The organism is Pseudidiomarina woesei, from assembly GCF_001418345.1.
Lineage (GTDB): Bacteria > Pseudomonadota > Gammaproteobacteria > Enterobacterales > Alteromonadaceae > Pseudidiomarina > Pseudidiomarina woesei.
Genome location: NZ_LIPW01000004.1, coordinates 66,501 through 88,216, shown reverse-complemented (window position 1 = coordinate 88,216; position 21,716 = coordinate 66,501). Strand labels below are relative to the sequence as shown.

Annotated in this window: 23 protein-coding genes; 16 read left to right on the top strand and 7 right to left on the bottom strand. The window is 49.5% G+C overall.

What is annotated here, in order from left to right; genetic code table 11:
* Positions 1-30: 30 nt before the first annotated feature.
* The 4 genes from rimK to mutH all read right to left on the bottom strand — a co-directional run bounded on the left by rimK (position 31) and on the right by mutH (position 2,882).
* Positions 31-936, bottom strand: a complete 906-nt coding sequence (gene rimK / locus ASC40_RS07695) for a 30S ribosomal protein S6--L-glutamate ligase (RefSeq protein ID WP_055439221.1) — start codon at positions 934-936, stop codon at positions 31-33.
* Positions 933-1,364 carry an ATP-dependent zinc protease family protein gene (locus ASC40_RS07690; RefSeq protein ID WP_055439220.1) on the bottom strand — a complete coding sequence of 144 codons (432 nt, stop codon included), beginning with the start codon at positions 1,362-1,364 and terminating at the stop codon, positions 933-935. Before ASC40_RS07690 ends, rimK begins: the two co-directional genes overlap by 4 nt.
* Positions 1,365-1,452: 88 nt before the next feature.
* Entirely contained in the window at positions 1,453-2,163 is a 711-nt protein-coding gene (locus ASC40_RS07685; RefSeq protein ID WP_055439219.1) for a DUF2982 domain-containing protein, read from the bottom strand.
* A 26-nt stretch (positions 2,164-2,189) separates the two neighbouring features.
* Positions 2,190-2,882, bottom strand: coding sequence for a DNA mismatch repair endonuclease MutH (gene mutH / locus ASC40_RS07680; protein ID WP_055439218.1), 693 nt, complete (start codon positions 2,880-2,882; stop codon positions 2,190-2,192).
* A 57-nt stretch (positions 2,883-2,939) separates the two neighbouring features.
* Here mutH and rppH point away from each other — a divergent pair, with 57 nt between their 5' ends.
* From rppH to tcdA, 10 genes are all read left to right on the top strand, one after another.
* Positions 2,940-3,458, top strand: coding sequence for an RNA pyrophosphohydrolase (gene rppH, locus ASC40_RS07675; RefSeq protein ID WP_055439217.1), 519 nt, complete (start codon positions 2,940-2,942; stop codon positions 3,456-3,458).
* 27 nt (positions 3,459-3,485) lie between these two features.
* On the top strand, positions 3,486-5,759 hold the full coding sequence (gene ptsP / locus ASC40_RS07670; protein WP_055439216.1) for a phosphoenolpyruvate--protein phosphotransferase: 2,274 nt from the start codon (positions 3,486-3,488) through the stop codon (positions 5,757-5,759).
* A 9-nt stretch (positions 5,760-5,768) separates the two neighbouring features.
* Positions 5,769-6,560: a sulfite exporter TauE/SafE family protein gene (locus ASC40_RS07665; protein WP_055439215.1), complete on the top strand. Its 792-nt coding sequence runs from the start codon at positions 5,769-5,771 to the stop codon at positions 6,558-6,560.
* Between the two features lie 3 nt (positions 6,561-6,563).
* Positions 6,564-7,370 (top strand): prolipoprotein diacylglyceryl transferase, encoded by an 807-nt coding sequence (gene lgt, locus ASC40_RS07660; protein ID WP_055439214.1) that lies wholly within the window; start codon positions 6,564-6,566, stop codon positions 7,368-7,370.
* Positions 7,367-8,218, top strand: a complete 852-nt coding sequence (locus tag ASC40_RS07655) for a thymidylate synthase (RefSeq protein ID WP_055439213.1) — start codon at positions 7,367-7,369, stop codon at positions 8,216-8,218. The genes lgt and ASC40_RS07655 overlap by 4 nt, the downstream gene beginning before the upstream one ends.
* 436 nt (positions 8,219-8,654) lie before the next feature.
* The gene (locus tag ASC40_RS07650) at positions 8,655-9,005 is read left to right on the top strand and encodes a helix-turn-helix transcriptional regulator (protein WP_055439212.1); all 351 of its coding nucleotides are present in this window, start codon (positions 8,655-8,657) and stop codon (positions 9,003-9,005) included.
* Positions 8,999-10,327, top strand: coding sequence for a type II toxin-antitoxin system HipA family toxin (locus ASC40_RS07645; RefSeq protein WP_055439211.1), 1,329 nt, complete (start codon positions 8,999-9,001; stop codon positions 10,325-10,327). Before ASC40_RS07650 ends, ASC40_RS07645 begins: the two co-directional genes overlap by 7 nt.
* Positions 10,328-10,555: 228 nt before the next feature.
* A complete protein-coding gene (locus ASC40_RS07640; protein WP_055439210.1) occupies positions 10,556-10,789 on the top strand; it encodes a type II toxin-antitoxin system CcdA family antitoxin in 234 nt (77 codons plus the stop codon).
* Positions 10,789-11,121, top strand: a complete 333-nt coding sequence (locus tag ASC40_RS07635) for a CcdB family protein (protein ID WP_055439209.1) — start codon at positions 10,789-10,791, stop codon at positions 11,119-11,121. Before ASC40_RS07640 ends, ASC40_RS07635 begins: the two co-directional genes overlap by 1 nt.
* Positions 11,122-11,160: 39 nt before the next feature.
* Positions 11,161-11,952 (top strand): tRNA cyclic N6-threonylcarbamoyladenosine(37) synthase TcdA, encoded by a 792-nt coding sequence (gene tcdA, locus ASC40_RS07630; RefSeq protein WP_055439208.1) that lies wholly within the window; start codon positions 11,161-11,163, stop codon positions 11,950-11,952.
* On the opposite strand, the gene ASC40_RS07625 is transcribed toward tcdA, so the two are convergent.
* The 3 genes from ASC40_RS07625 to ASC40_RS07615 all read right to left on the bottom strand — a co-directional run bounded on the left by ASC40_RS07625 (position 11,949) and on the right by ASC40_RS07615 (position 13,558).
* The gene (locus ASC40_RS07625) at positions 11,949-12,374 is read right to left on the bottom strand and encodes a helix-turn-helix domain-containing protein (RefSeq protein WP_055439207.1); all 426 of its coding nucleotides are present in this window, start codon (positions 12,372-12,374) and stop codon (positions 11,949-11,951) included. The genes tcdA and ASC40_RS07625 overlap by 4 nt on opposite strands.
* An 11-nt stretch (positions 12,375-12,385) precedes the next feature.
* A complete protein-coding gene (locus ASC40_RS07620; RefSeq protein WP_055439206.1) occupies positions 12,386-12,697 on the bottom strand; it encodes a type II toxin-antitoxin system HigB family toxin in 312 nt (103 codons plus the stop codon).
* 423 nt (positions 12,698-13,120) lie between these two features.
* The gene (locus tag ASC40_RS07615) at positions 13,121-13,558 is read right to left on the bottom strand and encodes a SufE family protein (RefSeq protein WP_055439205.1); all 438 of its coding nucleotides are present in this window, start codon (positions 13,556-13,558) and stop codon (positions 13,121-13,123) included.
* A 142-nt stretch (positions 13,559-13,700) separates the two neighbouring features.
* On the opposite strand from ASC40_RS07615, the gene ASC40_RS07610 reads away from it, so the two are divergent.
* The 6 genes from ASC40_RS07610 to ASC40_RS07585 all read left to right on the top strand — a co-directional run bounded on the left by ASC40_RS07610 (position 13,701) and on the right by ASC40_RS07585 (position 21,714).
* The gene (locus ASC40_RS07610) at positions 13,701-14,450 is read left to right on the top strand and encodes an electron transfer flavoprotein subunit beta/FixA family protein (protein WP_055439204.1); all 750 of its coding nucleotides are present in this window, start codon (positions 13,701-13,703) and stop codon (positions 14,448-14,450) included.
* Complete coding sequence (locus ASC40_RS07605; protein ID WP_055439203.1) at positions 14,447-15,376, top strand: electron transfer flavoprotein subunit alpha/FixB family protein; 930 nt, start codon at positions 14,447-14,449, stop codon at positions 15,374-15,376. The genes ASC40_RS07610 and ASC40_RS07605 overlap by 4 nt, the downstream gene beginning before the upstream one ends.
* Positions 15,377-15,644: 268 nt before the next feature.
* On the top strand, positions 15,645-16,502 hold the full coding sequence (locus tag ASC40_RS07600) for a hypothetical protein (RefSeq protein WP_055439202.1): 858 nt from the start codon (positions 15,645-15,647) through the stop codon (positions 16,500-16,502).
* A 135-nt stretch (positions 16,503-16,637) separates the two neighbouring features.
* Complete coding sequence (locus ASC40_RS07595) at positions 16,638-18,482, top strand: DUF1302 domain-containing protein (protein WP_072243417.1); 1,845 nt, start codon at positions 16,638-16,640, stop codon at positions 18,480-18,482.
* 107 nt (positions 18,483-18,589) lie between these two features.
* Positions 18,590-19,672 carry a polysialyltransferase family glycosyltransferase gene (locus ASC40_RS07590; RefSeq protein WP_055439200.1) on the top strand — a complete coding sequence of 361 codons (1,083 nt, stop codon included), beginning with the start codon at positions 18,590-18,592 and terminating at the stop codon, positions 19,670-19,672.
* On the top strand, positions 19,669-21,714 hold the full coding sequence (locus ASC40_RS07585) for a S9 family peptidase (protein WP_055439199.1): 2,046 nt from the start codon (positions 19,669-19,671) through the stop codon (positions 21,712-21,714). Before ASC40_RS07590 ends, ASC40_RS07585 begins: the two co-directional genes overlap by 4 nt.
* The last annotated feature ends 2 nt before the right edge of the window (positions 21,715-21,716 follow it).

Below are 21,716 nucleotides of genomic sequence, written 5' to 3'. Positions count from 1 at the left end.
ATCTAACAGCTAATATCGTCGTTGTCGTTGTTAGCCTTTGCCTTTGGTGCGAGTTTTATTGGCCTTGGCGTTCTTTTCAATAAACGAAATGATCTGATCGGCAACATCCTTGCCGGTTGCACCTTCAATGCCTTCAAGGCCTGGCGAAGAGTTTACTTCCATCACCAACGGGCCATGGTTTGAGCGTAGAATATCGACACCTGCAACATTCAGCCCCATGGTTTTGGCAGCTTTCACGGCGGTTGCGCGCTCGGCTGGGGTTAGTTTAACCAAACTGGCCGAGCCACCACGGTGTAAATTCGAACGAAATTCGCCAGCCTTGGCTTGGCGTTTCATGGCCGCAATAACTTTGTCGCCAATCACAAAACAGCGAATATCTGCACCGCCGGCTTCTTTAATGTATTCCTGCACCATAATGTGCGACTCAAGGCCCATAAATGCTTCAATAACGCTTTCAGCAGCCTGGCGGGTTTCAGCAAGCACCACACCGATACCTTGGGTGCCTTCCAGTAATTTAATCACTAATGGCGCGCCGCCAACCATGTCAATCAAGTCGGGAATATCTTGCGGTTGGCTAGCAAACCCAGTGGTTGGCAGGCCAATACCTTTACGGCTTAGCAATTGCAGCGAGCGCAATTTATCGCGGCTACGTGAAATCGCAACAGACTCGTTCAATGGGTAAGTGCCAATCATTTCAAATTGACGCAGTACCGCGGTGCCGAAAAACGTAATGGACGCACCAATACGCGGAATAATCGCGTCGTACTGCGGTAAGTCTTTACCTTTCATGTGAATAGATGACTCACGCGCGTTAATGTTCATGTAGCAACGCAATGGGTCAAGCACATCGACTGTGTGGCCGCGTGCTTCGCCAGCTTCAACTAAGCGGCGGGTAGAATAAAGACGCGGATTACGCGATAAAATGGCTATTCTCATGCGGTGGCTCCAGGCTGACCGAGTAAATAAGATTTGTCGGGGTCAACTAAAAAATGGCCACGCATGGCCTGTCGACCCAATAACATTCGAAACTTCATGGTGTCGCGATTGGTTAAGGTGAGTTCAATCGGTTGCTTAAACTCACCTAAGTGCAAGGTTGAGCGAATAACATAGCGCAGTTCGGTGTGACCTCCAGAGTCGGTCACCTCGCGCTGATCATGTATTTTCGACTCAATCATTAACTCGCGATCGCTGTGTTGCTCTGGGTGCAACCAAATACGCAACCAAGCTTCGCCATTTTTTTCAAACGGCTCTAATTTAAATGCGTGCAAACAAGAGGTACGCGCCCCCGTGTCAACTTTCATTTTTAGGGCGTCGATGCCAAGCTCAGGAAGTGAGCCCCATTCGCGCCAACCTAATGTCTGCATAAAACCTCTTTAAAAGCGAAAACGATATTAGCTATTGGATATTAGATATTAGATGAAACACAAATACCCGATACTTCGCACCAAATATCTAATATCCAATATCTGATAGCGCTTTTGTATTTTGCAGTGCGTGAAGCCAGGCCACGAATTCTTCGGGTGGACGATCTAACGCACTGACCGGAACAAACAGATCATAACCTAATAATTCACGAAAGTGTGTACATCGTGTTGCGAACATTGCCTGTACACCCTTATAAATTTTTCCCGATGCTGCCACAAAGCGGTCAGGAACTTCAAAATAGGGCGAATAATCTTGAATGTCGGGGCGCTCGTGCCGCAAGGCGACGACAAGTAAGTGGCGCTGCTCGCTAAGCAAATATACGGCGAGGCGCGGAGTTATATCGGCCAGAAGGGGCTCAATGTCGTGCAAAGCGAAGCCAATATAGGGTACTTCGTCGAGCTCTAGGCCTCGGTGTACGCGTGGTATGTCATAGCGCACAATATTATCCCAGAAAATCTGCCAGTGGCCGCGGCGATGGCAGTAACGAATGGCTTCGGGGGTTATTTCAAAACTGATTGGCGGCTCGAATACTTTGGCGCTGCCTAAAAATAACAGTGCCGCACTCGCAATGTATAGTAAGCCGAAGGCCGCTGGAGGGAGGGGCGCGTCAATCAGCCACAAGAATATAGCCACGGCAAAAATCACCAACCCTAGCGCACTAAAACCAGCCCCGTGGGCACGAGCTAAAGGGGTAACGGTAACGTGGCGTTGTTCGTGAGCTGGCGTGTTGGGTGCCATATGTCTCCTATGGTTTGCTGAAAGAGCTAGCCCTCAAGCTTGAAAATATCGCGAATAATTTGGCCGGTAAACTTAGTTTTTAAATAAAAACCACGCGGTAAAGTCTGTATGGGTTGGCCGTTGGCGCCAATGGCGTCGGTTAATACACGGCTATTGGCGGCCTTGGGGCGCAACTGCAGTACTTCGCCTTGGTGGGCGGTAATTGACTCCACTTCGCCTAGGGCAATTTTGTCCATGTGTTCTTGCCAGTCGGCTTTTAATTGCGCCTCTTGCGCGGCGCTTGGCTGCCATAAAAACGCGGTGCCAATGGTGCGCTCAGCTAGCGGTATCTCGCGCCGACCGTCAATTGGAATCCACAGCACACATTGTAGTTTATTGCGCACGTTGCTGCTTTCCCACGATAGCTCATGCACGTTGACCAGCGGTGTGGTGCATACAAAAGTCGTTTCTAGCGGCTTGCCGTTGGCATCTAAAGGAATGGTTTTTAGCTCCACGCCCAATTCGGGGAAATCTTGCAACGCTTGTGAGCCAGCGCTAGCACCTAAAGCGCTTTCAAGTAACTGGCCTACCCAACCTTTGTTGCGACGCAAGTCATTCGGTACCACCATGCCTTGTTCGGCGGCTAATTCGGCAAAGCTATAGCCAGCCAGTGCGCTGGCCTTATCAAAGAGCTGTTTAAGCTGCACATTTACCTCATCGAAACGGATTAATCCTTTCATTCATGACGCGATTATGGAAAAATCCAAAGCATATGTCGAATTTATGAGGGCGCTCGCGTGATAGACGCAGAAGGATTCCGCGCTAACGTAGGAATCATTATCTGTAACGAGCAGGGACAGGTATTTTGGGCGCGTCGATTCGGGCAACATAGTTGGCAGTTTCCGCAAGGCGGAATAGATGATGGCGAAACGCCAGAACAGGCTATGTATCGCGAGCTCTGGGAAGAGGTCGGATTAAAGCCCGAACAAGTTGAATTAGTTTACACCAGTCGGCAATGGCTCCGTTATCGGTTGCCAAAGCGCTTGGTACGACGCGAACAGCGGCCGACCTGTATTGGTCAAAAACAGAAATGGTTTTTACTGCGGTTAAAATGTAATGAAGAGGATGTAAACGTCACTCAGTCGTCACATCCTGAATTTGATGATTGGCGTTGGGTGAGCTTTTGGTACCCTGTGCGACAAGTTGTGTCGTTTAAGCGTGAGGTTTATCGTCGGGTGCTGAAAGAGTTCAGCGCGGTGGTGCTAAATCTGCAGTCGCATAAACGTCACCGTCCAGCCCGGCGCCGCCGTTCTTGAGTCGGTAGCTCTTAGGTTAAACAACATATGCTTCGAGTACTGCAACGCATTGTGGAAGCGGTGAATCAGGCGCCAGATTTCGAGCTGGCGCTGCAAACCATGGTGCGTCAAGTAAAAGAAGCCTTACATACCGACTCTTGTACTGTTTATTTAGCCGACCATGAGCAACATATGTTTGCCTTGGCCGCTACTGACGGTCTAGAAATTCGCTCTGACGAACCTATTCATGTGCCATTCGGCGAGGGGGTTATTAGTTTAGCCGCCTCGCGCGAAGAACCACTGAATATTCCCAATGCTTCTGAGCACCCAGCCTTTTTAAAGCTAGAACACGTTATTGAAGACCGCTACAAAGCCATGTTGGCGGCGCCGGTTATCCATCGCCGGCGGGTACTTGGGGTTTTAGCCGTGCAGCAAGAACATGCGCGCGCCTTTACCCGCGACGAAGAAGCCTTTGTGGTCACCTTAGCGGCTCAGTTAGCGGTGGTTATTGCTCATGCCGAAGCCAAAGGCCTATTGCGCACCGCCAAGCAATCTCCATGGCTGCAAACCATTAAGGGCTTACCCGCAGCACCAGGGGTGGCCATTGGCGAAGCCTTTGTGGTGAAACCGCCAGCCCGGCTTAGTGAAGTTACTCCCAAACGTAGCGACATGCACGAACATGAAATTCGTGCCTTTCGTGCTGCGGTTGCACGAACGCGACAAGAACTGCTCGACATTAGCGACAGCATGAAAGGCCATGTGGCCGAAGAAACTTTGGCTATTTTTGATGTTTATCACGCCATGATGGACTCGGCGAGTTTGGGTCAGCAAGTTGAACAAACTATTCAGGAAGGCTGGCGCGCGCAAACCGCATTAAAAATGGTGGTTGAGCAACTGGTCGACCAATTTGAAAACCTTGATGACGAATACATACGCGAACGTGCCAGCGACGTGCGTGACTTGGGCAATCGTATTTTGGCCCATTTGCAAAATCGCGAGGCACGCAATTTAACGCCGCCGTCGCAATGCATCTTAGTGGCTGACGAAGTCACCGCAACTATGTTAGCGGAACTGCCGCAAGCCGATATTATTGGTATGGTGTCATTACGCGGCTCTGGCAATTCGCATGCTGCTATTATGGCACGCAGTATGGGTATTCCGGCAGTGCTTGGCGTTGACAGTATTGCGCTTAACGACGTTAACGGCGAAACCCTCATTGTTGATGGCTACAATGGCGACGTGTTTGTAAATCCGCCGTTGCAGGTTGAAAACGAATACCGCCAGTTGGCTGATGAAGAGCTGGTGCTACGACAAAAAGTCATGCAAGCGCGTAGCTTACCGGCTGAGACCATTGATGGGGTGAGGGTACAGCTTAATTTAAATGTCGGTTTGAACACCGAACGTGACTGGTTGAATGACCTGAACGTACAAGGCGTTGGGCTGTACCGTACTGAAATTCCATTTATGATGCGCGAGCGCTTGCCCACGGAAGACGAACAAGAAGAGCTATACGCGCAAGTGCTAGAGCAGTTTCGCGGTGCGCCGGTGGTTATGCGCACCCTAGATGTTGGTGGTGACAAACCGCTGCCGTATCTACCCATGAATGAAGAAAACCCATTTTTGGGCTGGCGCGGTATTCGTTTAACGCTTGATCACCCGGAAATATTTTTAGTGCAAATTCGGGCGCTGCTGCGAGCCTCGGTAGGGCGCAACAATTTACGCATTCTGCTGCCCATGATCACCAGCGCCGAAGAAGTCGACGAAGCTGTGCGCATGATTCATCAGGCATACCACGAAGTAGCCGAAGAACTTGCCTGCAGCGTTGATGAACAGCTTTATGAGCCACAAATTGGCGTCATGATAGAAGTGCCAGCTATGATTTATCAACTGCACTGCGTGGCCGATAAAATTGATTTTTTCTCGGTGGGTACCAATGACTTAACCCAATACATGCTGGCGGTTGATCGCAACAATTCGCGGGTGGCGAGCTTATACGATGCGTTTCACCCCGCGGTGTTGCATGCCCTGAAGCAAATTATTGACCGCTGCGACGAGCTGAACAAACCGGTGTCGGTGTGTGGCGAACTCGCTGGTGAGCCAGGTGGTGCCTTGCTGCTATTGGCCATGGGCTATCGCAACCTCAGCATGAACAGCTACAATATAGATCGTATTCGCTGGATTATTCGCCATATTCAAGCCGCCGACTTACACGACGTACTACACAAAGCGCTGGCGTCGCGCACCCCTCAAGAAGTGAAAAGACACGTGGTGATGGCACTTGAAAATGCCGGTCTCGGTGGTTTTGTCAGGGCGGGAAGCTAAGGAGAACATGTGCTGTTAGCAGGCTGGTTATGGTGTCTTGCCGGGGGCGTAGTCGCGGGCCTACTTGCCGGTATGTTAGGTATCGGCGGCGGCCTTGTTATTGTTCCCCTGTTAATTTATTTACTGCCATTACTGGGTGTTGCGCCCGATTTAGTCGTACAAATGGCGGTAGCCACCTCGCTTGCCACCATTGTCATGACCACCTTAAGCTCAGCGCGCTCGCACCTGAAACACGGGCAAGTCAGCTTTTTTTGGGTTCGTCGTCTTATTCCTGGCCTTATGGTTGGGGCCGTGTGTGGCGCCTGGTTAGCCACCATGCTTGACCCCGACTGGCTGCAACGTATCTTCGCCGTGGTGCTCATGGCGCTATCTATTCGTATGTTAATACCGCAACGCAGCGGCGAGCCACTCACTGACGTCTCGAAACGCTTAATGGCACTTATTAGTGCCGGCATGGGAACGCTGTCAGCGTTAGTCGGCATTGGCGGAGGCTCGTTAACCGTGCCGCTATTGCAGCGCTTAAGGGTTCCTATTCGCCAAGCAATTGCGGTATCCTCAGTTGGAAGTTTAAGCATTGGCTTAAGCGCGGTAATCGCTTTTGTGGTGTTGGGCCAGCAACTTGAAGGCGCCGACGGCCTGTCTGGCTATGTACATGTGCAAGCTTGGTTAGCTATTTCTATCGCCTCTATGCTGTGTGCACCCATTGGTGCTAGCTTAACCCAGCGCTTGCCGGTGAAACATTTGCAGCGCGGTTTTGCGATATTTTTAGTGATTATTTCAATAAAACTCGTCATAGGATAATTCATGCAGTCAGACTATTTGGTGCACCCCAATATCGATCCAATCATTGTCAGTATTGGTCCGTTTGACTTGCGCTGGTACGGGTTAATGTACCTCGTTGGCTTTTTATTCGCCTGGTGGTGGGGCAATCGCCAATGCCGCATGCCGCACTACGCCGCTCAGGGGTGGACAGAAAAACGCTTCAGCGACTTACTGTTTTGGGCATTTATGGGCGTTATTTTAGGCGGCCGTGTGGGCTATGTGCTGTTTTATCAATTCGAGCGCTTTATAGATAACCCATTGTATTTATTTGATATTACAAGTGGTGGCATGTCGTTCCACGGTGGTTTGCTCGGCGTTCTTACGGTGCTGTGGATTTTTTCTGTGAAATCAAAGCAATCGTTTTTGGCCATCGGCGACTTTGTCGCACCGCTGGTGCCAGTAGGCTTGGGCGCAGGGCGTATTGGTAATTTCATTAATGGCGAACTGTGGGGTCGGGTTACCGACGTACCTTGGGCTATGATTTTCCCAGCGGCGGGGCCAGAGCCACGGCACCCGTCACAGCTGTACCAAGCCGGACTTGAAGGCTTAGCATTGTTTGTTATTTTGGCATTTTATAGTCGCAAGCCACGGCCAACCGGTGCTATAGGCGGGTTATTCTTAATTGGCTATGGCCTTGCCCGCTTTGTGGTGGAGTACGCCCGCCAACCTGACGAACATTTGGGCTTGTTACTATTTGGCTGGTCTATGGGGCAATGGCTATCAGCGCCCATGATTGTGGGCGGCGTATTGTTAATGGTATTTGCCTATAAACGTGGGAGCAAAGCGTGAAACAGTATTTAGACTTATGCCAACGTATTGTTGATGACGGCGTATGGGTAGCAAACGAACGCACTGGCAAACGCTGCCTCACGGTCATTAACGCTGACTTAGAATACCGTGTTGATCGCAACGAATTCCCGCTTATTACCACCCGCAAAAGCTATTGGAAGGCAGCCATTGCCGAGCTACTGGGCTATATTCGTGGCTATTCCAATGCGGCCGACTTTCGCGCACTAGGCACCCCAACATGGGACGCCAATGCCAACCTAAACGAAGCCTGGCTAGCCAACCCGCACCGTAAGGGCGAAGATGACATGGGCCGCGTGTACGGTGTACAAGGTCGCGCTTGGGCGAAACCAGACGGCGGTGTGGTAGACCAACTGCGTAAAGTGGTGGATAACCTGTCGCGCGGCTTGGACGATCGCGGCGAAATTATCAGCTTTTATAACCCCGGCGAGTTTCACATGGGCTGCTTGCGCCCCTGCATGCACACCCATAACTTCTCGCTACTTGGCGACACCTTGTACTTAACCAGCTACCAACGCTCATGCGACGTACCGCTCGGCTTAAACTTCAACCAAGTACAAGTATTTACGTTTTTGGCACTCATGGCGCAAATTACTGGCCACAAAGCTGGCGTGGCTTATCATAAAATTGTCAACGCTCACATTTACGAAGACCAACTCGAGCTAATGCGCGACGTGCAACTTAAGCGCGAGCCATTCCCTGCGCCACAGCTAGAAATCAACCCCGACATTAAGTCACTAGAAGACCTAGAAGCCTGGGTAACTATGGACGACTTTGCGGTTCATAATTATCAGCACCACCCAGCTATTCAATATCCGTTTAGCGTGTAGCCCGGCGTTATACGCCGGGTGGCGCGCAGCGCCGTTAATGGTTAGTACCCAGCCATTACTCTCATTTTGTTAATGTTCCGTTTATGTAACATTATAATCTTTTTATAGGTATAAAGTTCTTTTTGGGTAACATTGTGTATTTTCTTGCTATTTAATAATTTAAAGCTAAACTCCTATAAAGTACAAAATTAGGAACTTTAATACTCTTAATGTTCTTAAAGTTAAATATATGGAACTTTAATGGTCTTGAGCTGTGCAAGTGTTGGCTAATGTTCGACAATAACAGCGCTACGCGCTACCCGGCGTATAACGCCGGGCTACGAACCACGAACCACCAACAGCGCTACGCGCTACCCGGCGTATAACGCCGGGCTACCAACAGCGAAGCGGACGAGCAGCGCAGCGCACGAACCACGAACAGCGAAGCGGACGAATAATGCAACTAAGCCACTTATCACCAGCCGCGCTTGCCGAAGAACTCGGCCAACGTCTCAAGCAAGCTAGGCTGAATGCCAATATTACCCAAGCTGAGCTGGCCAAGCGCGCCGGCGTCAGCCGTAAAATTGTGCTTAGCGCTGAAAAAGGTCAAGTGCAGCTGGAAAACTTCGCTGCGCTATTGTTGGCGCTAGGGCTCGCCGAGCAGCTGAATAATTTCATTCCCAAACCACAAATTTCGCCAATACAGCTGCAAAAGTTGCAAGGCAAAAAGCGCGAGCGGGCAAGCGGTCGTCGTGCAAGTAGCAGCCAACCAAGCGGTAAAACCGACGAAGGTGAGCCATCATGGTGATGGAAGTTGTCAGCGTTTGGTATCACGAGCACGAAGTTGGTGCATTAAGCTTTGACAGTGACCAAGGCTTTGGTGCATTTGAGTACACGCCGGAATTTATTCGCAGCGGCCTTGAATTAGCGCCATTAACCATGCCGCTACCAACCACGAATGCTAAACAAATTTTCAGCTTCCCGCAGCTTAATAACAGCACCTTTCATGGGCTTCCTGGCCTAGTGGCTGATTCACTGCCTGATGACTTCGGCAATGCAGTGCTCAATGCTTGGGTGGCAAACCGTGGTAAGCAGCCAAGCGAGATTACCCCACTGCAACGCCTGCAATACACAGGTAGGCGCGGCATGGGCGCATTGGAATATCGGCCCGCCACCAAAGTGCGTGGTTTTGAAGCGCTGCAGCAAGTAGACATTGCTCAGCTGACTGAAATTGCCCAAGAGGTGCTTGATCACCGCGCGCAGTTTCAGCAAAACCTGCCAAGTAACGGTGATATTGACCGCGAAGCCATGCTGGCGTTGTTGTCGGTGGGAACCAGTGCCGGCGGTGCCCGGCCCAAAGCGGTGCTGGCTTTTAACCATGACTTTTCACAGGTGCGTTCAGGTCAAACCGACGCGCCTGAAGGCTTTACCCATTACTTGATGAAGTTTGACGGGGTAAAAGAAAGCGGCAGCGGCCATGAAACCTTCGGTGACCCCCAAGGCTATGGGGCCATGGAGTATGTGTACTATTTAATGGCGAGTGCTTGCGGCATTGACATGATGCCTTGCCATTTATTGCCTGAAGGTAACCGTAGACATTTTCTTACGCAGCGTTTTGATCGCATTGGAAACAGCAAAATACATACGCAAACGCTCAACGGTATTGCCCACGTAGACTACAAACAACCGGGGAGCTTCTCGTACAGCGAACTCTTTGCGGTGGCTCGGAAGTTACGTTTAACCGCCCCTGAAGCTGAACAATTGATGCGCCGCATGATATTTAATTTAGTGGCGCGCAATCACGACGATCACGCGAAAAACTTTGCTTTTCAATATCGCAATAGCCGCTGGCAGCTAGCTCCGGCCTATGATGTTGCCTTTAGCTATAAACCCGACAGCAAATGGGTGAACCAACATTGGATGCAACTAAACGGCAAGCGCGAAAACTTCACCCGCGCCGATATTTACAGTTTAGAACCAGTCAGCCCACTGTTTAGTCGGCGCAAACTTGATGCCATGATTGATGAAACCATTGAGGCGGTCAGCCGCTGGCCGGTTCTTGCCAAACAACACGACGTGCCGCAGTCGCTTGCTGAGTTGATAGCGCGGCATCAACGGCTCGACTTATAGGGCTCGGTGTGAGTATCTCGAAACATTAGTTGGTGCCGGTTTTTCAGTAATCGGCATCAAAAATTCGTTGCGCAAACTCTGAATCACGACTACATTTATGTATAAGTTTTATGCGCATAGCTAATGCGCATAGCTAATGCGCATAAAGGGCTGCTGGCAATCAATGTCATTGACTCAAAGTTCAAGCCGACCACCACACCTACTGTCATGAATTAGAGGGGCATAGCAATGAACTATCAAGCACCTAAAAAAGCGACCAACTTGAGTGTTAGCGAACCCTTGTTGCAAGAAGCTAAAGCGTTGAAGATTAATTTGTCGGCAACATTTGAGGCGGCGCTAGTCGAAGAAGTACGTAAGCAAAAACAGCAACGTTGGCAGCAGGAAAATAAGCAGGCTATTCAAGAAGCGAATAGCTATGTTACCGAACATGGTTTGTTTGCCGCGAAGCATCGGGTGTTCTAATGGCACAGTTTGATGTGTATGAGAATTTGGATGCCGATACTCGAGAAGCCTATCCATTCTTTGTCGACTTGCAAAATGATCTAATGCACGACTTGAATACACGCGTTGTAGCGCCTCTTGTTCTTAAGCAAAGTTTTAATGGCGCGCCGATACAAGCATTGTGTCCTGTTGTGCGTGGGATAAGGGCGTATGACAGTAACGAAGAGTTCGTGGTGATGACGCATCAGCTTGCTAGTATTCCATTGCCGGCCAATCAAGTGCCAGTGGTTTCATTGAAAGACCAGCAGTTTGTTCTGCTCAATGCGCTCGATTTTCTAATTACCGGCAGTTAGCTGATCACAAGTGTCAAAGAGCGTGGTAAAATTCGCCCCATGACGACAGAAAAAAATAATCAGCGCTTTTCGGGTGTCGAGCGGGTATATGGCCACGCCGCGGCAAACCAATTCTCCCAACATCATGTGGCCGTTATTGGCTTAGGTGGCGTTGGTTCGTGGGCGGTTGAAGCGCTTGCGCGCTCAGGCATCGGCGCGTTAACGCTCATTGACCTTGACGATGTATGCGTCACCAACATGAATCGCCAGCTACCGGCGTTGACGAGCACGGTCGGGCAGCTGAAAACCGAAGTGTTAGCAGCACGCGTGCGCGACATCAACCCGGACTGCCAAGTGCGGGTGATTGATGACTTTTTGTCGGCAGATAATCTTAATGAATATTTAGGATCGGGCGACAGCGGCACGCCAGTCACTGCCGTGTTAGACGCCATTGATAGTGTGAGCGTGAAAGCCGCACTAATTGCTTGGTGCAAACGGCGTAAGTTGCCGCTAGTTACCTGCGGTGGTGCCGGTGGGCAAATTGACCCAAGCCAAGTGGCATCAGCTGATTTAGCCAAAGCCACGCAAGACCCGTTGCTCGCCAAAGTGCGCTCTATGCTGCGCCGTGATTATAACTTTTCGAAAAACCCGAAGCGCTCGTTTGGCGTCACTGCGGTGTACTCCACCGAGCAGCTACGTTACCCAACCGCAGACGGCGAATGGTCACATGCCAAGCCAGGCGCCGGCAGCATGCGCATGAACTGCGCCACGGGTTTCGGTGCCGCCATGCCGGTTACCGCCACCTTCGCCATGCATGCCGTCGCCCTGCTATTGAAAAAGCTCGCGCGCTAAAAAAACAAAGCTGGAGAAATAGCAAAGCGTGCCGCTAGGTTTTCAATGTGGCGGCGCGTTAGCTGTTTATGACCGTTTAAAATTTGTGATACCAGGCTTTTCTTGCCAATTTCGTTCTCAAAATCTGTGGTGTTCAGATTGTGCTGCTCCATTAAGAAACGCAACGTGGCAACGGCTGGCTCGATGTCGGTTTGACGTTGGTTAAACGCACTGAATTCATCAGCAGATGACTCGTAACGTTCTATCGAAGCGGACAGCGCTTCTATTAGAATGTAATTGGTTTCGTAATCTTCAAGCAAGTCTTCAACTTGCTCTAAAGCCTGCGCATGCTCACGGGTATTGCGAATTTCACGGGCTAGCGGAAAAGCGTGATTTAATTCTGTAATTAAACTGGCAACTTGCGAATGACGTTCAAAATTCATCAGCTTATCCCTCACTTGTTGATCTTGCGGTAGCTTTCGCACAGCGCGTCATAGGTTTTATGATCACAAATGTGTTTAACGAAAACCTTATGATGAACAAAATCGATGAAAGCAATTAATCGCAATTGATTGCCACCAATGTCGATCACCCACCGTTTCGGCTTGTATTTAAAGTTATCAAGGCTAACGAATACTTTCTTCATTGCCGTAGGGCTGTCGAAGTCGTGCTTGCTTAGCAGACGATATACAAAATCGATGCTCGCCGCCTTGTTTGGGAAACGTTTAGTGGCATCAGAAAACGGTTTACGAGAAATTACATGCATTTTACTGGTTCACTTTTGGTAAACTTTAACAGGGGTGAGGGTGGTTTACAATAGGTAAACCAATCGAAAGTCCATGAAGTTGATGCTAGCAATTTTATGGAAAATAGGGATAGCGGGAGAATACGTATTCTGTTGTGCGGTGCTGCGCACTCGAGCAATCACGGTGCGTCGCACCACCCGGCGTAGAACGTTGAACATTACTTTAGTGGTGGGTATAACCTCGCTGCGCTCGTCCCGGCGTAGAACGTTGAGCAATATCTTAGCGACAGGTATAACCTCGCTGCGCTCGTCCCGGCGTAGAACGTTGAGCAATATCTTAGCGACAGGTATAACCTCGCTGCGCTCGTCCCGGCGTAGAACGTTGAGCAATATCTTAGCGACAGGTATAACCTCGCTGCGCTCGTCCCGGCGTAGAACGCCGGGCTACAGTTTCGCGATAACGTTGCGTAGGCCGTTGCGGCGTGAGCTGGTGACGAAGTCGGCAAGCCCCAGCGTGTCGAAGTGTTGGTCAAGCGAATAGGCGGCTACCTGAGCGCGTGACGCGCCATGGAGCGCTTGGCGAATAATCATCAGTAGCCCAAGAACCACGCGCGATTCGCTGTCGACGGTTAAGCTTAAGGCTTCGCCTGCAACGGCGTCAGCGCGCCAGTCAGCTTGCATCCATACGCGCGCCTCGCAACCAAACACTTCGCGCTCAGGTGTACGAAACTCGTGGTCTACCGCGGCCTGCTTGGCTAGCTGCACCAAATAACGCATGCGGTTTTCGCGCGAACCGAGTTGGCTGCGCAGCGCTAACAGATCAGATTCCGCCAAAATGCCGTAGCAACTGTTGTCAGGTAAAGATGTGTCAGATTTGCGCATGAAATTCCTTAATGAAAATTAGAAATTCGTCGGGTTTATCAATAAAAGCGGCCGTAAGAGTACCATTTTTGCATCGAAAAATGTTAATCTTGCTCGGTCTCAAATTCATTGGAACAGAACTTTAAACAACAGGAACGACAACATGAAAGTATTAGTGGCGGTCAAACGCGTCATTGATTACAACGTGAAGGTTCGCGTAAAAGCGGACAATTCAGACGTTGATCTGGCCAACGTTAAAATGGCCCTGAACCCGTTCTGTGAAATCGCCGTCGAGGAAGCAGTACGACTCAAAGAAAAAGGCATTGCTGAAGAAGTCGTGGTAGTGAGTATTGGCCCTAAAGCCGTGCAAGAACAGCTACGCACCGCTTTAGCACTAGGCGCCGATCGCGCCATTCAGGTAGAAACTGAAGATATGCCAGACTCGCTTGCGGTAGCCAAACTACTCAAGGGCGTGGTTGAAAAAGAACAACCGCAGTTGGTCATTCTGGGCAAGCAAGCCATTGACTCAGACAATAACCAAACTGGCCAAATGCTTGGCGCCTTAACTGGTATGCCACAAGGCACCTTCGCGTCAAAAGTTGACGTAGCTGACGGTAGTGTAAACGTAACCCGTGAAGTTGACGGCGGCCTACAAACGGTGAAGCTGCAATTGCCAGCAATAGTAACCACCGACTTACGCTTGAACGAGCCGCGTTATGCATCATTGCCAAACATTATGAAAGCGAAGAAAAAGCCGCTTGACGTCATGACTGCAGACGAGCTTGGCGTGAGCGTTAAGCGTACCGTAAAAGTATTGAAGGTTGAGCCACCCGCAGAACGCAGTGCCGGCATTAAAGTTGCCGATGTGGCTGAATTGGTTGAAAAATTAAAGAATGAGGCAAAAGTGATATGAGTATTCTCGTTATTGCCGAACACGACAATGCCAGCTTAAACGCGGCAACACTAAAAACCTTAGCTGCTGCCAAACAAATCGGCGGCGACATTCATGTTCTAGTTGCTGGCGAAGGTTGCCAAGCCGTTGCCGATGAAGCGGCAAAAGCTGAAGGCGTTAGCAAAGTTTTGTTAGCTGACAACGCTGCCTACGGTCACTTTTTGGCAGAAAACCTCGGCCAACTCGTTGCTGACTTAGCCAAAGACTACGGACACGTATTGGCCCCAGCAACCACTACCGGCAAAAACTTTATGCCGCGTGTAGCCGCGTTGTTAGACGTCGCGCAAATTTCAGACATTATTGCGGTAGAAAGCGCAGATACCTTCAAGCGTCCAATCTACGCCGGTAACGCCATTGCTACCGTGCAGTCAGAAGACGCCATTAAGGTGATCACGTTACGTACCACAGCATTTGACGCGGTCGCGGCCGAAGGTGGCAATGCTAGCGTTGACGCAGTCAGCAATGTTGTGAACAACGACAAAGCTGAATTTGTTGGCGAAGAACTTGCCGAGTCAGAACGCCCAGAGTTAACCGCTGCAAGCGTGGTTATTTCAGGTGGTCGCGGTATGCAAAATGGCGAAAACTTCCATTTGCTTGAAAAAGTAGCTGACAAACTTGGCGCAGCAGTTGGTGCATCACGTGCCGCGGTTGACGCAGGCTTCGTACCAAACGACATGCAAGTTGGCCAAACCGGTAAAATTGTCGCTCCTGACCTGTACATTGCGGTAGGTATCAGCGGTGCCATTCAGCATTTGGCCGGTATGAAAGACTCTAAAGTTATTGTGGCGATTAACAAAGACGAAGAAGCACCAATTTTCCAAGTTGCAGACTATGGTTTGGTTGCTGATTTGTTCGACGTTCTCCCAGAACTCGAGCAAAAACTTTAAAAAGCAAAAGCGATATTAGCTATTAGATATTGGATATTAGCCCGAAACTTCGGGCTTTACCCTAAAGCTAATATCGCGCCCGCCCATCCAATATCCAATAGCCAATATCGCGCTCGCCCTTCCAATATCCGATATCTAATAGCTAATATCGCCTTTGCCTTTACAAATTTCTTACGAAGTAAAGTGCGTGGACAGTTTTTACACCCGTTGCTATAACATCCTCATACGTCAATGATCATATAAAGCGGTTTATGTGAGGATACCGAACATGAGAAAAACAATAACATTCGCGGTAGCATTAGCCCTATCTTCAGCAAGCTTAGCGGCACAAGCAAACAAACTAGAATTGCGCGGCAGCATTAACTATGGCTACAGTCAGAAAGCAGATGAACGCACCGAATTCAACCAAGCCACTTATTTAATAGAAGTAAGCCAACAGGCTAATATGCCGCTGGTTTATGCGGCCAGCTCGTGGGGCCAATACAAAGACGCCATTGAGCAAGTTACGGTGTCAATAAAAGACGCAGCAGGCAACGACATCATTGTCAATCAACCTATTACTGTGGCAGCTGAGTTAACGCCTCTCGCCAATACTTTTTATTTTGATCAAGGCCGTTACACAGACTTTGTCAGTTGGACACTTAATGGTGTTACCGCAGCGGGCATGAACAGCCAAACCAAGCTCAACCTGCAAGGCCCACGAGAATCGCTTTTGGCATCAACGGCAGAGTTTCCACGCTTCATAAGTAACCCTAGGTACGTGAACGCAACGCTAACCTCAAGCGTGGAAACTGCCGCTGGTACCTCGCTCCTTTATTTGCAGGGGCCTGTAACTAGCATTCAAGAAGCTAGCGTGGATAGTGACGGCGATGGTGTCTTGGACGATCTCGATAGCTGCCCAGGCTCCGACACCACAGCGACAGTGATGGTAGGTACTAATGACTCTGGCGTGACCAACAGCATTGATGCTGCTGGCTGCTCAATAGCCGATCACGTCAAAGCTTGTTTCGCGCAAGCCAACAACCACGGTGACACCGTTTCTTGCGTATCTCACCTTGCCAAAGAACTCCGCCAAGCGGGTACCATCACCGGTCGTGCCCAAGGCCAACTGCTGCGCTCACTCTGAGCGCAGCCCCCTCTAATATCTAATATCTGTTATCTGATATCGCACTTGCAATTTTTCCCAACGAATCACTTGCATATTTGTAACTCATCGGACATGATTGAACCTATAACATCCTAATCGGATTAGGTGGCTAACATGAAAAGAAGAACAACTATGCTAAAAAAATTACCTATCGCGTCAGCTATCGCGCTGGCATTAGCAGGAACAGCAAGCGTTCAAGCCGCGGAATTTGAAGTTGGTGATTTCCGTGTTAAATTCGACTCCATTATTTCCTATGGTGCCGCGTGGCGTATGGAAGAGCGCGACATGCGTCTCATCCACCCAGGCAATATGGAAGGTGGTTTAGGCCAGTCAGGCGTAGCCGACGACGGTAACCTAAACTACGACAAAGGCGACATGGTATCGTCAGTCCTTAAAGGTGTTCATGACTTGAGCATCGACGGTGGCGACTACGGCGCATTTGTTCGTTTCAAATATTGGTATGACGACGTTATCAAGAATAACGAAGTTGCCCATGGCCACACGTCAACCAACTACTATCCAAACGTAACCCTAGACAACGACGGTTTAGACGACTGGTCAACCGGTTCAGGTATTAAATTACTTGACGCGTTTGTATACGGTTACTTTGACATCGGTGACATGCCAGCTAACTTGCGTGTTGGTCGCCAAGTACTAAGTTGGGGTGAAAGTACCTTTATCTTTAACGGTATTAACGCTATCAACCCAGTCGACGTGAACGCGGTTCGCCGTCCAGGTGTTGAAATTAAAGAAGCATTGTTACCGGTTGGCATGATCAACTTAAACGTTGGTTTAACCGACGAAACCAGTTTAGACATGTTTTATCAGTACGAGTGGGACGACTACAAACTTGATGGTTGTGGTACCTTCTTCTCTACGGTAGACATTTTAGGCGGCCCAGGTTGTAACAAAGTTACCCTGAACCCGCAGTTGGTGCCTGGCCTAGCTAGCTCAAACTTGAGCGACCTTGAGTCTATTCAATATGGTACCTATTTAGAGCGTCGCCCAGACATTGAGCCAGACGACGGCGGTCAATATGGTTTTGCGTTGCGTCATTATGCGACTAGTATCGACACTGAATTTGGTGTCTATTTCATGAACATTCACACGCAGACGCCAATTATTTCTGCCTACAACTGGCAACAACAACCGTCTCCAGCATTGAGCCACCCAGATGGTATTCCAATTGCTGGTCCTGACTATGTGTTGCAGTTCCCTGAAGATCAAAAAATCTTTGGTTTGAGTGCTTCAACCTTAATCGGTGAATGGTCTGTTGGCGGTGAAGTAAGCCACCGCTTAGACATGCCAGTGCAAATTAACACCACTGAAATCCTAAGTGCAGGTTTACGTGCCGGCGTACCAAGCACCTTCTCTAACCGTATTCAACGTGACGGTACTGGCGCAATTACCAACCTCGGTGAATTGCAAGAAGGTTATGACGAGTACGACGTGTCGCAATGGCAGTTAACAGGTGTGCGCTTCTTTGACCGTGCATTAGGTTCTGACCGTATTACCTTCATTGGTGAAGTAGCGGTAAGTAAAGTACATGGCCTTGCTGACTTAGACGAGCAGCGCTATGGTCGTAACCCAGTATTCGGTAAGTGCTTAACCGTTGCTGACCAAAATGCCTTGGGTAACCCAACGGCAACCACGAATATTAACTGTGAAGGCTTTGTTACCGCTACATCGTGGGGCTACCGTGCTCGCGTAGTGGGTGAATACAACAACGTATTCTCAGGTTGGAACATGTTTCCAACTATTGCCTTTGGCCACGATGTGAAAGGTTATTCTGCGAACTCGAACTTTATCGAAGGTCGTAAAACCTTGGGCTTGAGCGTAGACTTCAGCTACTTAAGCGAGTACAAAATTGGCGTTGGTTATAACATCACCGATGGTGCTGATTTTGACCCAGCTGACGACCGTGACTTCGCATCAGTTAGCTTTAGCTACAGCTTCTAAGGCTTAGTTTCAGCCGACAGAGCAAAACGGAATACCGTTTTAAGAAAGCCCTCGTGGTTGTCAAAACAACTGCGGGGGTTTTTTAACGTTTAACGAATGGAAAAACCGTGACTACTACCAATTATTACTTTATTGCATCCCCTCTACATCTTTTGTTTAGCGTTGTGAAAGCGCTAGAAAATAAGCAACAACGAAATATCGCCGTTATAGATTACTACCTAGAAAGCAACCGTAAGTTGTTTACTGACGTGCTACAACAAGGCGATATATTCGAAACTGTGATTAGCTTTGACGACTCACACATTAAAAGCAAAGTAACCAAACGCAAAGCACGGCTGAAGACGTTATCTGAACTTGTCGGGCAAACTCCGCCGTCGCGTATTTATACGGGTTCTGATCGCAGTCTTGAATTTCAATACTGCATGCATTTGAGCAATAAAAATGGCCGCACAGTGGAAGGCGAGTACCTTGACGAGGGCACGCAAACCTACCTCGGCCACCGTTATATGCATAAGTTTGTGCACCTGTACGTAGAACCGTTATTGAAGAAACTAGCCTATGGATGGTGGTGGAAGAGCCCCAAAATGATAGGCGCATCGGGTTGGATAAAAACCATTCATGCTACTTTTCCAGAGTTAGTGCACCCTGTGCTGCGCGACGATAAGGACAAAGAAATCAAGGCGATTTCTCATGATCAGTTCGCCACGCCAGAATTTGCTGCGTTTACCAAAAAGCTCATGGAGCTTTCCGATATTGACCCCGTGCCATTGCAAAATGTCGACTACGTGATCTTGCTAACCGGTGATTCGTTTTACACCGACGTGCGCGCACATTTGAACAAACTGCTCGATGTTTTAACCAAGAAAACCAGTAAAAACCGTATTGCATTGAAGCCACACCCGCGCTCTGAGCACTTAGCAGAATTTCAACGTGAACACCCCGAGCTGGTGCACATTGATAACCGTGTTGGATTTGAGCTGTTGTTATCGCAGTTCCATGAAAACTGTACTTTTATTGGTGATGTAAGTTCCACTTTGTTTACTATTCGTTGGTTAAACCAGAATCAGAAAGTATTAGCGGTGAAGCTACAGCAAAAAACGCCAGATCACTTTGTGCAGCCCCTCGCTAATTTATTAAGCTCAGTAAATGTACCGCAGTTAAGTTATGACGAGCTGGAGAACACACTATGAAAAAATTCTTAACGTTAGGCTTGTTGCTATCGGCAACCAGTGTATACGCCAACGCTAACGCCAACGACAACACGCTAAAGCTTGATGATGTTTTTCAGCTTGAATACGCAAGCCAACCTGCTGTGCACCCAGACGGCAGTTACACGGTGTTTGTGCGTAATTATATGGATATTATGTCCGACCGTCGCTTAGGCAACTTATGGCGCGTAGACAACAAAGGCGAACTACGCCCGCTAACCGGCGGCGAAGCCAATGACCATTCACCAACTTGGTCGCCAGACGGCAAAACCTTAGCGTTTGTGTCGAACCGCTCAGGCAGCAACCAAATTCACTTGTACTGGACCGACACTCGCGAAGATGCGCCGGTAACTCGGCTGACCGGCAGCCCAAGCAATTTAAGCTGGTCGCCAGACGGCAAATGGTTGGCATTTACCATGTTCACCCCCGGCAGCAAACCTGCACCAGTGAGCTTACCAGGCAAGCCGCAAGGTGCTGAGTGGGCTGAACCTGCACGTTATATTGACAAAGACAATTACCGCTTTGACGGCGCCGGCTATGCGCCTGAAGGCTACACGCAAATTTATGTCGTGCCAGCAAGTGGTGGCACTCCACGCCAGTTAACCCACGACGAGTTTAATCACGGCGGGCAACTAACTTGGACTGGCGACAGCAAGCACATTATTTTTTCGGCCAATCGTCGTGCCAACGCGTTCGAGCAACCTAATAACTCAGAGCTGTATCAGCTAGCTGTGGCCGATGGCGCAATCAAACAATTAACCGACCGCAACGGCCCTGACCGTTCACCGCAAGTAAGCCCGGACGGCAAAAAAATAGCTTGGTTAGGCTATGACGACCAACGCATGAGCTACCAGCTTACCCAGTTGTACGTGATGGACATAAACGGCGGAACACCAAAGTTAATGACCAGCGAGCTGGACTACTCCGTGGATAGCGTTAAATGGTCAGCCGACAGCCGCGGCGTTTATTATAGCTACGACCGTGAAGGCAAAGGCCACATTGCTTATCAAAACCTCAACGGCAAGCGCCGTGTGCTGACCGACAGCATGGGCGGGTTAACCTATACACGCCCGTACAGCGGCGGCAGTTTTGATGTCAGCAAAGACGGCGACTTAGTGTTTACTATGGCAAGCCCATACCGTCCGGCTGACTTAATGCTGCAAACCAGCAAACTAAAACGTAAGCTAACCGCCTTAAACGAAGACGCCCTTGGGCATAAGGAGCTAGGGCGTATTGAAGAAATTTGGTACGACTCCAGCCACGATGACTACAAAATTCAAGGCTGGATTGCTTACCCACCAAACTTTGACGCGACCAAAAAATATCCGTTGATTTTGGAAATTCATGGCGGGCCACACACCGCCTATGCCGGCTCATTTGCTGCAGAAATTCAGTTGATGGCCGCGCAAGGCTACGTGGTGCTGTACACCAACCCGCGTGGTAGCACCAGTTATGGCGAAAAATTCGCCCAAGAAATTCACCATAACTACCCAAGTAACGACTATACCGACCTTATGGACGGCGTGGACGCAGTCATCGAGAAAGGCTTTATTGACGAAGACCGTTTGTACGTTACCGGCGGTAGCGGTGGCGGCGTGCTCACCGCATGGATAGTTGGCCATACCGATCGTTTTGCCGCGGCTGTGGTCGCCAAGCCGGTTATCAATTGGTATAGCTTTGTGCTTACTGCAGACGCATACAACTACTTCACCAAATACTGGTTCCCAGGCGTGCCGTGGGAGCATCAGGAACATTACATGAAGTATTCACCAATTAGCTACGTGGGTAACGTGAAAACACCAACCATGTTGCTCACCGGTGAGGCCGACTACCGTACGCCTATTTCTGAAACTGAGCAGTACTACCAAGCGCTGAAACTAGCCGGTGTGGAAACCGCCATGGTGCGTATTCCTGACGCGCCGCACGGTATTGCTGGTCGGCCGTCAAACTTGATGAGCAAAGTGGCGTATATTCTGCATTGGTTTGATAGCCATAAGGCCGACGAGAATAAGCCGAACGAGTAACG